Here is a 14,793-nt window from a genome sequence, read left to right as displayed (position 1 = left end):
CGGAAACAGTTTTGGCAAGGTGCCAGCATTGTGCCGCTACGCAGGTGTCCGGATCTTGATATGCATCAACAAGTGATGCATCTGCCTCGGTCAGGGCAGGGTGGGTAAACCGTAGAAAGCCCGGGCGCACGCAGTTGTGTGGGCCGCCAGGTCTTCCTCGGTTTCGCCCCGATGCAACGCTACTTCACGCAGCACTTCGGTCAGATACGCCGGCTCGTTGCGCCCATTCTTCGGCTTCGGCCGCAGCGTGCGCGGCAGCAAGTACGGCGCATCACTTTCCAGCATCAGGCGACCGCGTTTGATCTCCTTCACCAGCGGATGCAAATGGGTGCCGCGACGCTCGTCGCAGATCCAGCCAGTGATGCCGATGTGCAGGTCCAGATCGAGGTAGCTGAACAACGCTTTCTGCTCGCCGGTGAAGCAATGCACCACGGCGGCAGGCAACTGGTCGCGGAAGTCGCGGAGGATTTCCAGCAGGCGCTGGCTCGCGTCACGTTCGTGCAGGAACACCGGCAGTTGCAGCTCTACGGCCAGGGCCAGATGTTCTTCGAGGACTTTTTCCTGTTGCGGGCGCGGGGAGAAATCGCGGTTGAAATCCAGCCCGCATTCACCCACTGCCACCACATTCGATTTCTTCAGCAGACTGCGCAGACGCCGTGCGCTGTCAGCGTTCCAGTCACTGGCCGAATGCGGGTGAATGCCGGCGGTGGCGAACAGTCGCTGGCCGTCCGGATCCAGTTGCCGGCACAGTTCCAGTGCCTGTTCGCTGCCCTCGACGCTGGTGCCGGTCAGCACCAGTTGGCAGACCCCGGCAGCGTAGGCGCGGTCGAGCACGGCCTGATGTTTGTCGGCGAAACTGGGGTTGGTCAGGTTGACGCCGATATCGATGAGTTGCATGGTGCTACCTCGGGCCGAAGGCCGGAAAGCATATCAGAGCAGTAGATTTAAAAGAAAAACCAAGAACTACAACGGCTTATGGCTGTCTGTTGAGGCCGCGAGGCAACGCAGGGTGGCGCGGTTGCTATCACTGTGCCAGTCTCTCGCACTTTATCAGCGCTCCAGGCGCTCTGTTTTCGTCGGTGTTTTGCGACCGTTCAGCGGCAAAAAACGCCCCGTATTCTTTCCGGAGAGTGGATGGTTCGTCCCTCGGTTTTGCTCCTGCTGTGTGGTTCGTTGCTGCTGTCGATGACGGCGGTCGCGCGCTTGCCCGGGCCGCTGCAAGCCGTGCCGGCCGCCAAGGTCCGCGACCTGACCGAGATTCGCAACAGCCGTGTATTGCGAGTGCTGGTCAACCAGAGCCGTAACAGCTCCGGTGAAGTCCAGGGGCAGACCATCGGTGTCGAATATCACCGTTTGCGCGCCTTCGAGCAGTACCTCAATGGCCACGCCCGTGACGGCCAGGAAATCACCCTCAAGATCATTCCCAAAGCCAAGGATCAATTGCTCGGCGCGCTACAGCGTGGCGAAGGTGATCTGGTGGCCCCGGGCGAATTGCTCGACCTGCAACCGGGTCATGCAGTCGCCAGCAGCGAGCCGATCGCCAGCAATGTGCCGCTGGTGCTGGTCGGCATCAAGGGCGAGAAGCGCTACACCAAGGTCGAGCAACTGGCCGGCAAAACCCTGGCGCTGCCCACCGGCAGTGCGGCGGGGGAGGCGGTCAGTCAGCTCAACCAGAAACTGGCGCTGCACAAACTGGCGCCGATCAAGATCGAATGGGTCGATCCCACGTTGGCCGTCGAGGACGTGCTGGAAATGGTCCAGGGTGGCATCTTCCACCTGACCATCGTCGAGCAACCGATTGCCGAGCGCTGGGGCAAGATCCTGCCCAAGCTGCGTTTTGACCGGCAGTTGATGATCAGCGAACCGGGCGAGGAATACTGGTTCGTACGCCGAGATGCCTCGATGTTGCGCGCGAGCATCGACCGCTTCCTGACCGGCTACAAGACGCCGTCGAACGAAGACGCAGCGTTTCTGCGGATCTACCGTCGTCTCTATCAAGTCCACTACCCATTGGCCAAGGCTGACCGCCAGCGCCTGGAAAAACTGCGCCCGACCCTGCAAAAGCATGCCGAAGCGCAGAACATGGACTGGCTCAACCTGGCCGCGCTGGCGTTCAAGGAATCAGCACTGCAACCCAGTGCGCGTGGTGGCGGTGGCCCGACCGGGCTGATGCAGATCACGCCGTCTGCCGCGCAACGGGTCGGCGTCAACAACATCCAGAATCTCGATGCGAATGTGCAGGCCGGGGCCAAGTACCTGGCGATGATCCGCCGCAAGTTCTTCAACAGCCCCAAGCTCAACGAGCGCGAGCGCATGGCGTTCACGCTGGCGGCTTACAACATCGGCCCGGAGCGGGTGCAAGGGATGCGCGCAGAGGCGCGCCGCCGGGGTTTGAACCCCAATCAGTGGTTCTTTCAGGTCGAGCGTATCGCCATGGAGCAGGTGGGTATGGGCGCCGTCAGCTATGTTAATAGTGTGAACAAGTATTACTTGGCGTTCGACCGGGAGCGTGAGTCGTTGGAGCCCCGGGGACAGAAAGTTGTCTCACGCAAATGATCTAATAAATTGATTGTTATGGCGGAATATTTGCGCTTTTAACATAAATTTAACTGATTAATATGGCGGCCAACCAACAAGCACTTCTCCAACAAGGAATACAAACATGAGCTCTCTGATCAACAAGGTCCTGTTCACCCGCGCCGGCTACGGTCTGACCATTCTGCGCATTGCCGTCGGCGTGATCTTCGCCGCCCACGGCTCGCAAAAACTCTTCGGCCTGTTTGGTGGCTACGGCCTGGCCGGCACCGCGCAATACATGGAAAGCATCGGCCTGACGCCTGGTTACCTGATGGCGACCCTGGCGGGCGGTACTGAATTCTTCGCCGGTCTGGCATTGATCATCGGCCTGCTGGTGCGTCCGGCGGCACTTGGTCTGACCTTCCTGTCGCTGGTGGCAATCTTCACCGTGCACATCAGCAACGGTCTGTTCATGGCCAACAACGGTTACGAGTTCGCCCTGGCTCTGCTCGGTGGCAGCCTCGCGGTGCTGATCGAAGGTGCCGGCAAGCTTTCGGTGGATCGTGCCATCGCCGGTTGACCGCTCTGGCTCAAGCAAAAGGCCCGCATTGTGCGGGCCTTTTTTGTTGCGGCTGATTCTTGACACTCGCAGGTCACGTTCTCTAGGATGCCGCTCATGCGCCGATTTAAACAGCTACTTGCGGGGCGCCAGGTGACTATTCTTCAGTTGCCGTCAGAAGCCGGAACAGGGCTTCGAAATACCGCTAAAGCGCTGGTTCGGTGTTGCCTCTCACCTGCCATGCAGACTTTTGAGGCAGAGACACGACACGATGAATGCACTACGCCCTCCAGCACGTCCCGCACCGATCACGGCGCATATCACCCAGCGCAATCCAAAAATCCTGCTTGGCGGTAAACATCAGCCGACGCTGTTGCGTTATCTCGATGGCTGGCCACGTCGCAGCGGCGGTCCTGCCGCATTCCTGATCCAGTTCGTTGAAGACGGCGAGTCGCTGGCGCGTTTTGCCGATGACAGTTTCGACCTGGCGGTGATCCAGTCGCCCAGCGCTGAAGACGCACCGGAAATGATCCATCAACTGACCCGCGTTGCCCGCCAGGGGCTGATTGCCCGGCGCTGAGCGTCAGGGATAGTCGATTGCCACGATGTAAACGAATTGCTCGCCGGTTGGCGTCTGGACTCGCACTTCCGCGTCCAGCGCCTTGCCGATCAAGGCACGGGCCAATGGTGAGTCGATGCTGATCAGGCCCAGTTTTAGATCCAGCTCGTCCGGGCCGACGATGCGGTAACGCGACTGTTTGCCGTCCTCATCTTCGATGGTCACCCAGGCGCCGAAGTAGACCTTGTTCGGATCACTCGGTTTTTCGCTGACCACTTTCAGCGCCTCAAGGCGTTTGGTAAGAAAGCGCACGCGGCTGTCGATCTCGCGCAGCATTTCCTTGCCGTAAGTGTACTCGGCATTCTCCGAGCGATCTCCCTGAGCCGCCGCTTCGCTGACCGACTGCGTCACCTGCGGGCGGCGCACATGCCATAGCTCATGGAATTCGGCGCGCATCCGGGCTTCACCTTCGGGAGTGATCAGCGCGGTGCCGGCGGTGCGGGGAGGGCGATAACGGCTCATGGCAACTTCTTGTGGTATTGAGGGCTGGAGTCTATCAACCCTCGCGCAGCACTGTCAGCGGGCTCGCATTCAGGGCCCGACGGGTGCCGAACACGCCAGCGCCACCGATCAGGGCCGCGCCGATCAACGGCAGCACCAGCAACCATGGATGCGGATGCCAGGGCAGGTCGAACGCGAAGCGATACAACACCAGGCTCACCACTTCCGTACCAATGGCTGCCAGCAATCCGCTGACCGCGCCGAGCAGGCCGAACTCGATCCGCCGTGCCTTGACCAGCAACTGCCGCTCCGCCCCCAAAGCACGCAACAACGCACCCTGGCGAATGCGTTCATCCAGCGTCGCCTGCAACCCGGAAAACAGCACCGCCATCCCGGCCGCCAACACAAACAACAACACGTACTCCACCGCCAGGGTGACCTGGGCGAGGATGCTGCGCAGTTGTTCGAGCAAGGCTTCGACCTGCAGGATGGTCACCGCCGGGAATGTTCGCGACAGCTCGACGATCTGCTGGTCGTGACCGGGCGCCAGATAGAAGCTGGTGAGGTAGGTCGCCGGAAGATCTTTCAACGTGCCGGGCTGGAAGATCATGAAGAAGTTCGGCTGGAAGTTGTCCCAGTTGATCTCACGCAGGCTGGTGACCTTCGCTTCGCGATTGACTCCGCCAACGGTGAACACCAGGTGGTCGCCGAGTTTGAGCTTGAGGCTTTCGGCAACCTTGCCTTCCACCGACACGCCCGGAACATCGTCCTGTGGCTGATCTTTCCACCACTCGCCGGCAGTGAGCTTGTTGCCCGCCGGCAAGTCGGCAGCCCAGGTCAGGCTCAAATCGCGCTGGATCGCCCGGTCGCCGGCCGAATCCTTGCTGACGATCTGTTGCACCGCTTCGCCATTGATGCTGATCAGCCGTCCCGGCACCACCGGGTACAACGGCGCGGCCTGGGCCGAGACATTGATCAGGTGATCGGTGAAGGCCTGTTTGTCCGCCGGCAGGATGTTCAGGGCGAAATAGTTGGGAGCATTTTTCGGCAGCTGGTTTTGCCAGGTGTCGAGCAATTCACCGCGCAACAGTGCAATCAACGCCATGGACAACAGGATCAGGCCGAATGCCAGGGACTGCCCGGCCGCCGCCAACGGGTGACGTAGCAACTGGCCGAGACCGAGGCGCCACGGCAGTGAGGCGCGAGCCAGCAGGCGACGCAGGCTGTTGAGCAGCAGCAACAGCAAACCACCGAGCACCAGCGCGGCGACCACGCCACCGCCGAGCAGCGCAAAGGTCAGCAGCAGATCCAGGCTCAGGCGCCACATGATCAATCCGAGCGCGCCGAGTGCCGCGCCGTAGACCATCCAGGTGCTAGACGGAATTGGCAGCATGTCGCGGCGCAGCACTCGCAACGGCGGCACACGGCCGAGGGCGGCGAGCGGCGGCAGAGCAAAACCGGCCAGCGCCACCAGCCCGGTGCCGATCCCCGCCAGCGCCGGCAGCAAGCCACCCGGCGGTACGTCGGTCGGCAGCAGATCGTGCAGCAGCGCAAACAATCCCAACTGAGCAAGCCAGCCAAGCAGGGCGCCGCTGAGGCTTGCTAGCAGGCCGAGCACCGCCAGTTGCAGGCTGAACAGGACCATGGTTTCCCGGCGCGACAATCCCAGGCAGCGGAGCAGGGCGCTGGCATCGAAACGGCGGCTGGCGAAGCGATTCGCCGACAGCGCCACGGCCACGCCGGCCAACAGCACGGCGACCAGACTGGCCATGTTCAGATAACGCTCGGCCTTGCCCAGTGCACCGCCAATCTGCCGGTTGCCGTCGCGGGCATCCTGAATCCGCTGGTTGGCGGCAAGGCCCGGCTTGATCAGTTGGCGATAGGTTTCCAACGCGTTGGGTTCGCCGCGCCAAAGTTCGCGATAGCTAACCCGGCTGCCGGGCTGGACCACGCCGGTCGCGGCGAGGTCGTCGAGGTTGATCAGTACCCGTGGCGTCAAACTGTAGAAATTGCCGGCGCGATCCGGTTCGTAAGTCAGCACTCTGGTGAGCTTCAGCGTCTTCATGCCGACGTCGATGCTGTCGCCGATCTTCAGCTCCAGCGCCGTGAGCAGGCGTGATTCGACCCAGGCTTCTCCCGGTTGCGGTTCGCCGCCCGACGTTTCGGCAGCAAACGGTGCCGGGGCGCTTTTCAGTTCGCCACGCAGCGGATAGGCACGGTCGACGGCCTTGATGCTCGACAGCTGAATGCCGTTGTCCGTGGCGATGACACTGGAAAACTCAACGATCTGCGCATGGTCGAGGCGCAGATCGGTGCCGCTCCTGATTTGTTCCGGTCGTGCGGGGGAGCTGCCTTCGAGCACCAGATCCGCGCCGAGAAACTCGGTAGCGCGCAACGTCATCGCGCCATTCAGGCGGGCACCGAAGTAGCCGATGGCAGTACTTGCCGCCACGGCCACCAGTAAGGCGAAGAACAGCACCCGCAACTCCCCGGCGCGGGCATCGCGCATGAGCTGGCGCAGGGCAAGGCTGAACAGGCGCAACAGCGGCAGACGTGCCATCAAGGCTCCAGGGGGGCGACCAGCAGGCCGGCTTCAAGTCGGATCAGACGCCGGCAGCGATGGGCCAGGCGTTCGTCGTGGGTCACCAGCACCAGGGTAGTGCCGCGCTCCTTGTTCAGTTCGAACAGCAAGTCGCTGATGCGCTCGCCGGTGTGGCTGTCGAGGTTGCCGGTGGGTTCGTCGGCGAACAGCACGTCCGGCTCGGCGGCAAAGGCACGGGCAATGGCTACACGCTGCTGCTCGCCACCGGAGAGCTGGCGTGGCGAGTGCGTCAGGCGCTGGCCGAGGCCAACCCGTTGCAGCAATTCGGTGGCGCGACCACGGGCGTCTGTGCGGCCATCGAGCTCCAGTGGCAGCATGACGTTTTCCAGGGCGTTGAGACTGTCGAGCAGCTGGAACGACTGAAAGACAAAACCCACGTGTTCGGCACGAATGCGCGCGCGCTGGTCTTCGTCGAGATTGCTCAGGGACTGGCCAGCGAGAACGACTTCGCCGCTGCTCGGCAGATCGAGGCCGGCGAGCAGGCCGAGCAGGGTGGATTTGCCGGAACCGGACGCGCCGACGATGGCCAGGCTGTCGCCCTTGTTCAGTTCCAGGCTGAGTTCGTGCAGGATGGTCAGTTCACCTTCCGCGCTGGGAACCACTTTGCTAAGGTTCTTCGCGGTGAGAATGCTTGCGCCCATGGAGAATCCGATGCGTGTGTGGTTTTTGAGTGCTGGCCTGGCCTTGATGTGCATGGCCCAGAACGCAGCGGCGGGTACAGTCCTGATCGTTGGCGATAGTATCAGCGCCGGTTTCGGACTGGATACCCGGTTGGGGTGGGTGTCGCTGCTCGAGCAGCGGCTCAAGGCCGAAGGTTTTGCCGATAAAGTGGTCAATGCCTCCATCAGCGGTGACACCAGTGCCGGAGGCCAGGCGCGGCTGCCGGCGCTGCTTGCAGAGCATAAACCGGAGCTGGTGATCCTAGAGCTGGGGGGCAATGATGGCCTGCGCGGAATGCCGCCGACGCAATTGCAACAAAATCTTGCTTCGATGATCGACAGCTCCCGTCAAAGCGGTGCCAAGGTGCTGCTGCTGGGCATGCAACTGCCGCCCAATTACGGCAAGCGCTACACCGATGCCTTTGCCGAGGTCTACGGCAAGCTGGCCGAGGAGAAAAAGATCCCGCTGGTGCCGTTTTTCCTCGAGGGCGTGGGCGGGCACCCGGACTTGATGCAGGCCGACGGTCTGCACCCGGCAGCCGGGGCCCAGGGCAAGTTGCTGGAAAATGTCTGGCCGACGCTAAAACCGCTGTTATGAGGCTTTTCTAGCGGCAGGCTTTCGGCTAATGTGGCGCCCCCTAAATGGAGCCCCCGATGTCGCGTTCTGCCTGGTCCCTGTTTGCCTACCAACTGATCGAGCCTGACGAACAGCTGGATCTGTTCGCCTGCCAGGAAGTGCGGGTGCATCTGGTGACCCGTCAACTGGAACTCGGCGGCTCGGCTGACCGGACTCTGTGCGGCAGCCTGTTGCCGGCGCAACCGCGCTGGTCGAGCGTGGATCGTCGTGTGTTCCAGGATCAGCGTCTGTGCTCGCTGTGCCGGGCGATCCTCGAATCGCAGAAACGCGGGACATCGCCGATCTGGCCTGAGTTGCGTTTCGAACTCTAGGTTCACACGCCCGCAGTCGACAGCGGCTCGAACATGAAGACTTCTGCCTGCCCATCGGCGCATCTCCCCGAAATCCCGAGGCGCGGTGTACAATCGCGCTCCTATACCCTTGTCGATCTGCGAAGGATTTTCCGGATGTTGCCGCGCTTTCCTGCCGTCACCCGCTGCCTGTCTCTTGCCGCCCTGTGTGTGGCCGGCCCCGTTGCCGCATTGGAGTTTCCCCTGCCACCGCCTGGTGAGGACATCATCGGCCAGGTGCAAGTGATCAAGGCCAAGTACGAAGATACCTTCGCCGACCTGGGCACCACCTACGATCTGGGCTACTCGGAGATGGTCGCGGCCAACCCGGGCGTCGATGCCTGGCTACCGGGTGCCGGTACCGAGGTGATCCTGCCCACCCGCTTCATCCTGCCGCCGGGCCCGCGTGAAGGCATCGTGATCAACCTGGCCGAGTACCGCCTCTACTACTTCCCGAAAGGCAAGAACGTGGTGTACACCTTCCCGCTGGGTATCGGTCGTGAAGGCTGGGGTTCGCCGATCGCCCACACCACGATCACTGCCAAGACGCCGAATCCGACCTGGACACCACCAGCCTCTATCAAGGCTGAACACGCTGCCGATGGAGATCCGCTGCCGAACGTGGTACCGGCCGGTCCGGACAACCCGCTGGGGCCGTTCAAGTTCACCCTGGGCACGCCGGGTTATCTGATTCACGGTTCGAACAAGAAGTTCGGCATCGGCATGCGTACCAGTCACGGCTGCTTCCGCATGTTCAACAACAACGTGCTGGAAATGGCCAGCATGGTGCCGGTGGGAACCTCGGTGCGGATCATCAACGATGCGTACAAGTTCGGTCGCAGTGGCGGCAAGGTCTATCTGGAGGCGCATACGCCGATCGACGACAAGGGCAACCCGTCAGTGGTCGACAAGCACACTGCCGTGATCAACGCGATGCTCAAGCGTGAAGACATCACCAACAACCTGCGCATGAACTGGGACGTGGTACGTGATGTGGTCGCGGCCGAGGATGGACTGCCAACCGAAATCGGCACGCCGAACACCTCGGCGCCGATCGTGTCGAGTGCACCGATCGATCTGCAGCAGTAAGCTGAAATGCAAAACCCGCCGACGCTTGCGTGCCGGCGGGTTTTTTATTGCATGAAGAAAATTTCAGGCAAAAAAAAGCCGACCCGAAAAACGGGTCGGCTTGATAACAATCCCGAAGGACTATTACTTGCGGCTAGCTTTGTCCAGCATGCGCAGAGCACGCTCGTTAGCTTCGTCAGCAGTCTGTTGTGCTTTTTGAGCAGCAGCCAGAGCTTCATCAGCTTTACGGTAAGCTTCGTCTGCACGAGCCTGGGAGCGAGCAGCTGCGTCTTCAGTAGCGGTCAGACGTGCTTCGGTTTCTTTCGATGCGCTGCTGCAACCGGTAGCCAGAACTGCGGCCAGAGCCAGAGCAGAGAATTTCAGAACGTTGTTCATCGTGTTCCCCTTCAAGGACTTTCAATTAAGTGGCTGTCTCCTCCGATTGAGGAAATAGCCGGCGTACATACTACCCATTACTTGTAGTAAGTAAACTGACGTAAGGCAAGAAGCAAAAAAAATTGTAGGCGTTGATTCTTTTTCGAGCAACTTTTAGGAGGGCTGTATAAAAAATATTCAGCTGTAAGGCCCACCGTGAGCGAGTTATTGAGAAAAAGTTCCCGTTGTCAGCTGCTGTTTTACCGTTCTTGGCTAATGTCCACCTATATGGATACGTCTACACTTTTGTTCCGGTTTTGCGTGACACCCCGCATATCTTTGTCCATGTTCAGGTGACTTTAAAAAACCAGGCACGTCTTAAGTCTCAACATCCGGCGATGTTCAGCCTTTCGGCGCGGGAGGTGCTTCTCCCAAGCCAGTTCTGAGTCCACCGGAACTGCCCCGTCAATCAGCCTGATGACGAGTGTGCCTTGAGCATTTTCGTCATTGGTGCCTACTATTTGATACGTGCTCGGGTTGCGCGAGATCGGTGCAGTTCTTCTCGGTGTCCATCAGGCACGGGGTGGCGTAGATGTTCCTTCGCCGGGAAAACATCGGTAAGGTAGGGGTCAGCATTCGAGACCCGCGAGGAGTAGTGATGAGCGAGGCGTTGTCCATCCACCATGACCAGGCTGGTCATCAGTTCGAGACCAATGTGGACGGTCATCGTGCCTACCTGACCTATATGGATCTGGGGAAACAGACCCTGGATATCTACCGCACCTTCGTGCCCAACGCATTGCGTGGCCGAGGCATCGCGGCAGCCCTGACCGAGCGGGCACTGCAGTACGCCGATGAAATGGGCTACACGGTCATCCCGTCGTGCTCCTACGTGGAGCGCTACATGGAGCGTCATCAGCGGCGCACCGCCAAGATCTGACTGACCTCACACCGCACACACAAAAACGCCGGGCAATGCCCGGCGTTTTTTTATGCCTGCGAAACAGCTGTCAGCCGCGCTGACGTTTCGGCAGGACATCCTTGAGCTTGGCATGCATGCTGCGCAAGGTGTTTTCGGTGGCCGACCAGTCGATGCAGGCATCGGTGATCGAAACGCCGTATTGCAGGTCGGCGAGGTCTTTCGGGATCGCCTGGCAGCCCCAGTTCAGATGGCTCTCGACCATCAGGCCGATGATCGACTGGTTGCCTTCGAGGATCTGGTTGGCGACGTTCTCCATCACCAGCGGTTGCAGGGCCGGATCCTTGTTGGAGTTGGCATGGCTGCAATCGACCATGATGTTCGGCTTGATCTTCGCCTTGTTCAGCGCCTGTTCGCACAGGGCGACGCTGACCGAATCGTAGTTCGGCTTGCCGTTGCCACCGCGCAGCACCACGTGACCGTAGGCGTTGCCCTTGGTGGTGACGATCGACACGCCACCTTCCTGGTTGATGCCCAGGAAACGGTGCGGACTGGAGACCGACTGCAAGGCGTTGATCGCCACGGTCAGGCCACCGTCGGTGCCGTTCTTGAAGCCGACCGCCGAGGACAGGCCGGAAGCCATTTCGCGGTGGGTCTGGGATTCGGTGGTGCGGGCGCCGATGGCCGACCAGCTGATCAGATCCTGCAGATATTGCGGGGAGATCGGATCGAGGGCTTCGGTCGCGGTCGGCAGGCCTTTCTCGGCCAGGTCCAGCAGCAACTGGCGACCGATGTGCAGACCGTCCTGGATCTTGAACGAGTCATCCAGGTACGGATCGTTGATCAGGCCTTTCCAGCCGACGGTGGTGCGCGGTTTTTCGAAGTACACGCGCATGACCAGATACAAGGTGTCCGACACTTCCGCCGCCAGCACCTTCAGGCGGTCGGCGTACTCGTGGGCAGCCTTGATGTCGTGGATCGAGCAAGGTCCGATCACCACGAACAGACGATGGTCGGTGCCATCGAGAATGTTGCGGATGACTTCGCGACCCTTGGTGACGGTGCGCAGGGCAGCGTCGCTCAGAGGGATATCACGCTTGAGCTGATCGGGAGTGATCAGGGTCTCGTTGGAGGCGACGTTTAGGTCGTTGATCGGTAAATCAGCCATCGTTTACTCGTCAGGTCACGGATGCCGGCCGCCAGCGATCCCCGCGCGGCGGAGCACAGCAGATTTAAGCGCGTCGGGGAGCCGAACCTTAGCGCGTCAGGCGCCTGTCGACAATGGGCAAGTCACTGTTCAGTCCAGCACGGGTTGCGCAAAAGCCTTGCGAACGGTGTCGTGGGAGAACTCGTCGGCGTGCTGTTCGACCCATTGCAGGGCCAGGGCCTGAATATCCTGAAGGTCGTCGTGAGCGTCGTTGAGTCGGCAATAGCGTTCGATCTGACACACCTGCTCACCCATTCGGGCGCTGAACAGGGTCTGTTCGTCGGTGAAGGCGATGCCCACCAGATAGCCTTTCTTGCGTCGCAGGCACCAGGCCACATAGCCCGGATAACAGATGTCGGCATTGAGCGTCGGCATGCGCACCTGCAATGCGGTGCCATGACGCCAGGCGCGGTGGTAATTGCAAGCGATGCCGCCGAGGCTGATAGTGTGCAGCTGTTGCCGCGAAATGCACTCAGGTTTGAGCAACGTTAATTCGACGGGCACATCATCCGGATGAGGAATAAACCGTCCCATGAGCACAGACTCCCTGTGTCGGCCATCTGACATTGTTTCCCCCAGTATAGTGTTCGAATCCGAACTGACCGATTTCGACGCCGACCAACGGCTGCTGGCGATGAGCGGCGTTTCGCTGGTGATCTTTACCAGTGTCGGCTGCGCCAGTTGCCGTTATGCCCGCGAAGTGTTGCCGGGGCTGGATCTGGCAGTCGATCGCCTGTGCTGGATCGACGCCGGCAACAGCGGCGGTCTGGTCGAGCGTTATCAGGTCTTTCATTTGCCGGCGCTGTTCGTGGTGCGCGACGGCGAGTTCTTTGGGGCAGTACACACGCGCCTGAATGCCGCTGAGCTGAACGCAGCCGTGGCGCAGGCGCTGGGTCGAATTGCAGAGGAGTTGCCGTGATGGGGGCAGTGAATAAACCGGTCGTGGGAATTATCGGCACCGGCGCAATCGGAGGGTTCTACGGCTTGATGCTGGCCCGGGCCGGATTCGATGTGCACTTTTTGCTGCGCAGCGAGTTTTCCGCGGTCGCCGAGCGCGGATTGCAGGTGGACAGCGCGGTTCACGGCACACTGACGCTGAACCCGGTGCAGGCCTATTCATCGGCTGAGGACATGCCGCCCTGTGACTGGTTACTCGTTGGTGCCAAAACCACCAGCAACGCTGGCCTGGCGCCGTCGATCATTCACGCGGCGAAACCCGACGCGAAAGTGCTGGTGCTGCAGAACGGCCTCGACGTGGAAGACAGCCTGCGGGAGTTGCTGCCCGATTCCCTGCACTTGCTGGGCGGCCTGTGCCTGATCTGCGTTCACCGGGAAGGTCCGGGCCACATTACCCATCAGGCGCTGGGGGCGGTGAACGTCGGTTATCACAGCGGAACGGCAGCCGATGATGTGGCGCGCATGGCGGTCGTCGAGGAGGGCGTCGGTCTGTTCCGTGCCGCCGGCATCGACTCCCAGGCCATGCCGAACCTGCATCAGGCTCGCTGGCAGAAACTGGTCTGGAACATTCCCTACAATGGTCTTTCGGTATTGCTCGGGGCGAGCACCACGCCGCTGATGGCCGATGCCGACAGCCGCGCGCAGATCCAGGCGCTGATGGTCGAAGTGGTGCAGGGCGCCAAGGCCTGTGGCCATGATATGCCGCCCGGTTACGCCGAGTACCTGTTCATGATGACCGAGAAAATGCCCGACTACTGGCCGAGCATGTACCACGATTTTCTGCACAAGCGACCGCTGGAACTGGACGCCATCTACGCTCGACCTTTGGCGGCGGCAAAAGCGGCAGGTTGTGAACTGCCGCGAATCGAGACGTTGTATCGTACGTTGGGATTCATTGACCGGCGCAACGTTTGAACCGGTAGAGCGGGGGAAAGGCATGGCCAAGAACATCGATGACAAACTGGTGCTGGCGATTTCGTCCCGTGCCCTGTTCGATCTGAGCGAGAGTCACAAGGTCTACCTGTCGAGTGGCGTCGAGGCCTATCGGCAATATCAGATTGAGCACGAAGACGAAATCCTCGCGCCGGGCGATGCCTTTCCGCTGGTGGAAAAGCTGCTCAACCTCAACAGTCGCCTCGGCCGTGCCCGGGTCGAGGTGATTCTGGTGTCGCGCAACAGTGCCGATACCGGCCTGCGGGTGTTCAACTCGATCGATCATTACGGCCTGGCGATTTCCCGTGCGGCGTTTGTCGGCGGGCGCAGTCCTTATCCTTATCTCAAGGCGTTCGGCTGCGACCTGTTTCTTTCCACTCATGCTGAGGACGTGCGCTCGGCGCTGGACAACGGTTTTGCGGCGGCCACCATTCTTTCCGGTGGCGCCAGCCGTGCGGCCAGCGATGAATTGCGCATCGCCTTCGACGGTGATGCGGTGCTGTTTTCCGACGAGTCGGAGCGGGTTTATCAGTCCGGCGGCCTCGAAGCCTTCCAGGCCAAGGAGCGTGAATCCGCTCGCGAACCGTTGCGTGGCGGGCCGTTCAAGGGCTTCCTCGCAGCGCTCAATCTGTTGCAGCGTGAGTTCCCGGACGATAACTGCCCGATCCGCACCGCACTGGTCACCGCGCGTTCGGCGCCGGCTCACGAACGGGTGATCCGCACCTTGCGCGAGTGGGATATCCGCCTGGATGAGTCACTGTTCCTTGGCGGATTGACGAAGTCGGCATTCCTCGAAGCCTTTGCCGCCGACGTGTTTTTCGACGATCAGGCCGGTCACTGCGAGTTGGCCCGGGAGGTGGTTGCCACCGGCCATGTCCCCCACGGCATCAGCAACGAACCGGCGGTCTAAAGCCCACGTGGTTCAAGACGTTGCGTCGCACGTCGTACTCGCCAAGGCACTGCTAAGCTGA

Annotated in this window: 17 protein-coding genes; 10 read left to right on the top strand and 7 right to left on the bottom strand. The window is 60.9% G+C overall.

What is annotated here, in order from left to right; genetic code table 11:
- Window positions 1-90: 90 nt before the first annotated feature.
- Complete coding sequence (locus R1A29_RS19665) at window positions 91-897, bottom strand: TatD family hydrolase (RefSeq protein ID WP_438299314.1); 807 nt, start codon at window positions 895-897, stop codon at window positions 91-93.
- Window positions 898-1,134: 237 nt separating this feature from the next.
- Between R1A29_RS19665 and R1A29_RS19660 the strand changes: the two genes are divergently transcribed.
- From R1A29_RS19660 to R1A29_RS19650, 3 genes are all read left to right on the top strand, one after another.
- Window positions 1,135-2,556 carry a transglycosylase SLT domain-containing protein gene (locus R1A29_RS19660; protein WP_438299313.1) on the top strand — a complete coding sequence of 474 codons (1,422 nt, stop codon included), beginning with the start codon at window positions 1,135-1,137 and terminating at the stop codon, window positions 2,554-2,556.
- A 106-nt stretch (window positions 2,557-2,662) separates the two neighbouring features.
- A complete protein-coding gene (locus R1A29_RS19655; protein WP_007950955.1) occupies window positions 2,663-3,097 on the top strand; it encodes a DoxX family protein in 435 nt (144 codons plus the stop codon).
- Window positions 3,098-3,347: 250 nt separating this feature from the next.
- Window positions 3,348-3,656, top strand: coding sequence for a hypothetical protein (locus tag R1A29_RS19650; protein ID WP_085710776.1), 309 nt, complete (start codon window positions 3,348-3,350; stop codon window positions 3,654-3,656).
- Window positions 3,657-3,659: 3 nt separating this feature from the next.
- Here the strand turns inward: R1A29_RS19650 and greB are convergent, their stop codons facing one another.
- The 3 genes from greB to R1A29_RS19635 are packed head-to-tail and all read right to left on the bottom strand — an operon-like array spanning window position 3,660 to window position 7,379.
- Complete coding sequence (gene greB, locus R1A29_RS19645; RefSeq protein ID WP_438299312.1) at window positions 3,660-4,157, bottom strand: transcription elongation factor GreB; 498 nt, start codon at window positions 4,155-4,157, stop codon at window positions 3,660-3,662.
- Between the two features lie 34 nt (window positions 4,158-4,191).
- Window positions 4,192-6,696: an ABC transporter permease gene (locus R1A29_RS19640; protein ID WP_438299311.1), complete on the bottom strand. Its 2,505-nt coding sequence runs from the start codon at window positions 6,694-6,696 to the stop codon at window positions 4,192-4,194.
- Window positions 6,696-7,379, bottom strand: a complete 684-nt coding sequence (locus tag R1A29_RS19635) for an ABC transporter ATP-binding protein (protein WP_438299310.1) — start codon at window positions 7,377-7,379, stop codon at window positions 6,696-6,698. The genes R1A29_RS19640 and R1A29_RS19635 overlap by 1 nt, the downstream gene beginning before the upstream one ends.
- A gap of 10 nt (window positions 7,380-7,389) precedes the next feature.
- On the opposite strand from R1A29_RS19635, the gene R1A29_RS19630 reads away from it, so the two are divergent.
- The 3 genes from R1A29_RS19630 to R1A29_RS19620 all read left to right on the top strand — a co-directional run bounded on the left by R1A29_RS19630 (window position 7,390) and on the right by R1A29_RS19620 (window position 9,452).
- Window positions 7,390-7,995, top strand: coding sequence for an arylesterase (locus R1A29_RS19630; protein ID WP_438299309.1), 606 nt, complete (start codon window positions 7,390-7,392; stop codon window positions 7,993-7,995).
- Between the two features lie 56 nt (window positions 7,996-8,051).
- Window positions 8,052-8,345, top strand: coding sequence for a hypothetical protein (locus R1A29_RS19625; RefSeq protein ID WP_007908575.1), 294 nt, complete (start codon window positions 8,052-8,054; stop codon window positions 8,343-8,345).
- A gap of 135 nt (window positions 8,346-8,480) precedes the next feature.
- Window positions 8,481-9,452, top strand: coding sequence for a L,D-transpeptidase family protein (locus R1A29_RS19620; protein ID WP_438299308.1), 972 nt, complete (start codon window positions 8,481-8,483; stop codon window positions 9,450-9,452).
- A 123-nt stretch (window positions 9,453-9,575) separates the two neighbouring features.
- Here the strand turns inward: R1A29_RS19620 and oprI are convergent, their stop codons facing one another.
- Window positions 9,576-9,827 (bottom strand): outer membrane lipoprotei OprI, encoded by a 252-nt coding sequence (oprI, locus tag R1A29_RS19615; RefSeq protein WP_003199355.1) that lies wholly within the window; start codon window positions 9,825-9,827, stop codon window positions 9,576-9,578.
- 637 nt (window positions 9,828-10,464) lie between these two features.
- Between oprI and R1A29_RS19610 the strand changes: the two genes are divergently transcribed.
- Window positions 10,465-10,746: a GNAT family N-acetyltransferase gene (locus tag R1A29_RS19610; protein ID WP_007955658.1), complete on the top strand. Its 282-nt coding sequence runs from the start codon at window positions 10,465-10,467 to the stop codon at window positions 10,744-10,746.
- 70 nt (window positions 10,747-10,816) lie between these two features.
- On the opposite strand, the gene R1A29_RS19605 is transcribed toward R1A29_RS19610, so the two are convergent.
- Together R1A29_RS19605 and R1A29_RS19600 are read right to left on the bottom strand one after the other, a co-directional pair.
- On the bottom strand, window positions 10,817-11,893 hold the full coding sequence (locus tag R1A29_RS19605) for a 3-deoxy-7-phosphoheptulonate synthase (RefSeq protein WP_011335309.1): 1,077 nt from the start codon (window positions 11,891-11,893) through the stop codon (window positions 10,817-10,819).
- 129 nt (window positions 11,894-12,022) lie between these two features.
- The gene (locus tag R1A29_RS19600; protein ID WP_085710771.1) at window positions 12,023-12,466 is read right to left on the bottom strand and encodes a PilZ domain-containing protein; all 444 of its coding nucleotides are present in this window, start codon (window positions 12,464-12,466) and stop codon (window positions 12,023-12,025) included.
- Between R1A29_RS19600 and R1A29_RS19595 the strand changes: the two genes are divergently transcribed.
- The 3 genes from R1A29_RS19595 to R1A29_RS19585 are packed head-to-tail and all read left to right on the top strand — an operon-like array spanning window position 12,465 to window position 14,732.
- Complete coding sequence (locus R1A29_RS19595; protein ID WP_438299307.1) at window positions 12,465-12,851, top strand: thioredoxin family protein; 387 nt, start codon at window positions 12,465-12,467, stop codon at window positions 12,849-12,851. The two genes, R1A29_RS19600 and R1A29_RS19595, sit on opposite strands and share 2 nt — an antisense overlap.
- A complete protein-coding gene (locus R1A29_RS19590; RefSeq protein WP_438299306.1) occupies window positions 12,848-13,804 on the top strand; it encodes a putative 2-dehydropantoate 2-reductase in 957 nt (318 codons plus the stop codon). The genes R1A29_RS19595 and R1A29_RS19590 overlap by 4 nt, the downstream gene beginning before the upstream one ends.
- A gap of 22 nt (window positions 13,805-13,826) precedes the next feature.
- A complete protein-coding gene (locus R1A29_RS19585; protein ID WP_085730576.1) occupies window positions 13,827-14,732 on the top strand; it encodes a 5'-nucleotidase in 906 nt (301 codons plus the stop codon).
- Window positions 14,733-14,793 lie beyond the last annotated feature (61 nt).

The sequence above is a fragment of the Pseudomonas sp. NMS19W genome (assembly GCF_051554255.1).
GTDB lineage: Bacteria > Pseudomonadota > Gammaproteobacteria > Pseudomonadales > Pseudomonadaceae > Aquipseudomonas > Aquipseudomonas kribbensis.
The sequence above is the reverse complement of the archived record's forward strand: the minus strand, read 5'-3'. Positions and strand labels throughout refer to the sequence as shown.

Coding starts and splice junctions, on each gene's coding strand:
- R1A29_RS19660 (WP_438299313.1), top strand. CDS start 1,135: ATGGTTCGTCCCTCGGTTTTGCTCCTGCTGTGTGGTTCGTTGCTGCTG.
- R1A29_RS19600 (WP_085710771.1), bottom strand. CDS start 12,466: ATGGGACGGTTTATTCCTCATCCGGATGATGTGCCCGTCGAATTAACG.
- greB (WP_438299312.1), bottom strand. CDS start 4,157: ATGAGCCGTTATCGCCCTCCCCGCACCGCCGGCACCGCGCTGATCACT.
- R1A29_RS19605 (WP_011335309.1), bottom strand. CDS start 11,893: ATGGCTGATTTACCGATCAACGACCTAAACGTCGCCTCCAACGAGACC.
- oprI (WP_003199355.1), bottom strand. CDS start 9,827: ATGAACAACGTTCTGAAATTCTCTGCTCTGGCTCTGGCCGCAGTTCTG.
- R1A29_RS19635 (WP_438299310.1), bottom strand. CDS start 7,379: ATGGGCGCAAGCATTCTCACCGCGAAGAACCTTAGCAAAGTGGTTCCC.
- R1A29_RS19595 (WP_438299307.1), top strand. CDS start 12,465: ATGAGCACAGACTCCCTGTGTCGGCCATCTGACATTGTTTCCCCCAGT.
- R1A29_RS19650 (WP_085710776.1), top strand. CDS start 3,348: ATGAATGCACTACGCCCTCCAGCACGTCCCGCACCGATCACGGCGCAT.
- R1A29_RS19610 (WP_007955658.1), top strand. CDS start 10,465: ATGAGCGAGGCGTTGTCCATCCACCATGACCAGGCTGGTCATCAGTTC.
- R1A29_RS19585 (WP_085730576.1), top strand. CDS start 13,827: ATGGCCAAGAACATCGATGACAAACTGGTGCTGGCGATTTCGTCCCGT.
- R1A29_RS19640 (WP_438299311.1), bottom strand. CDS start 6,696: ATGGCACGTCTGCCGCTGTTGCGCCTGTTCAGCCTTGCCCTGCGCCAG.
- R1A29_RS19625 (WP_007908575.1), top strand. CDS start 8,052: ATGTCGCGTTCTGCCTGGTCCCTGTTTGCCTACCAACTGATCGAGCCT.
- R1A29_RS19620 (WP_438299308.1), top strand. CDS start 8,481: ATGTTGCCGCGCTTTCCTGCCGTCACCCGCTGCCTGTCTCTTGCCGCC.
- R1A29_RS19665 (WP_438299314.1), bottom strand. CDS start 897: ATGCAACTCATCGATATCGGCGTCAACCTGACCAACCCCAGTTTCGCC.
- R1A29_RS19630 (WP_438299309.1), top strand. CDS start 7,390: ATGCGTGTGTGGTTTTTGAGTGCTGGCCTGGCCTTGATGTGCATGGCC.
- R1A29_RS19655 (WP_007950955.1), top strand. CDS start 2,663: ATGAGCTCTCTGATCAACAAGGTCCTGTTCACCCGCGCCGGCTACGGT.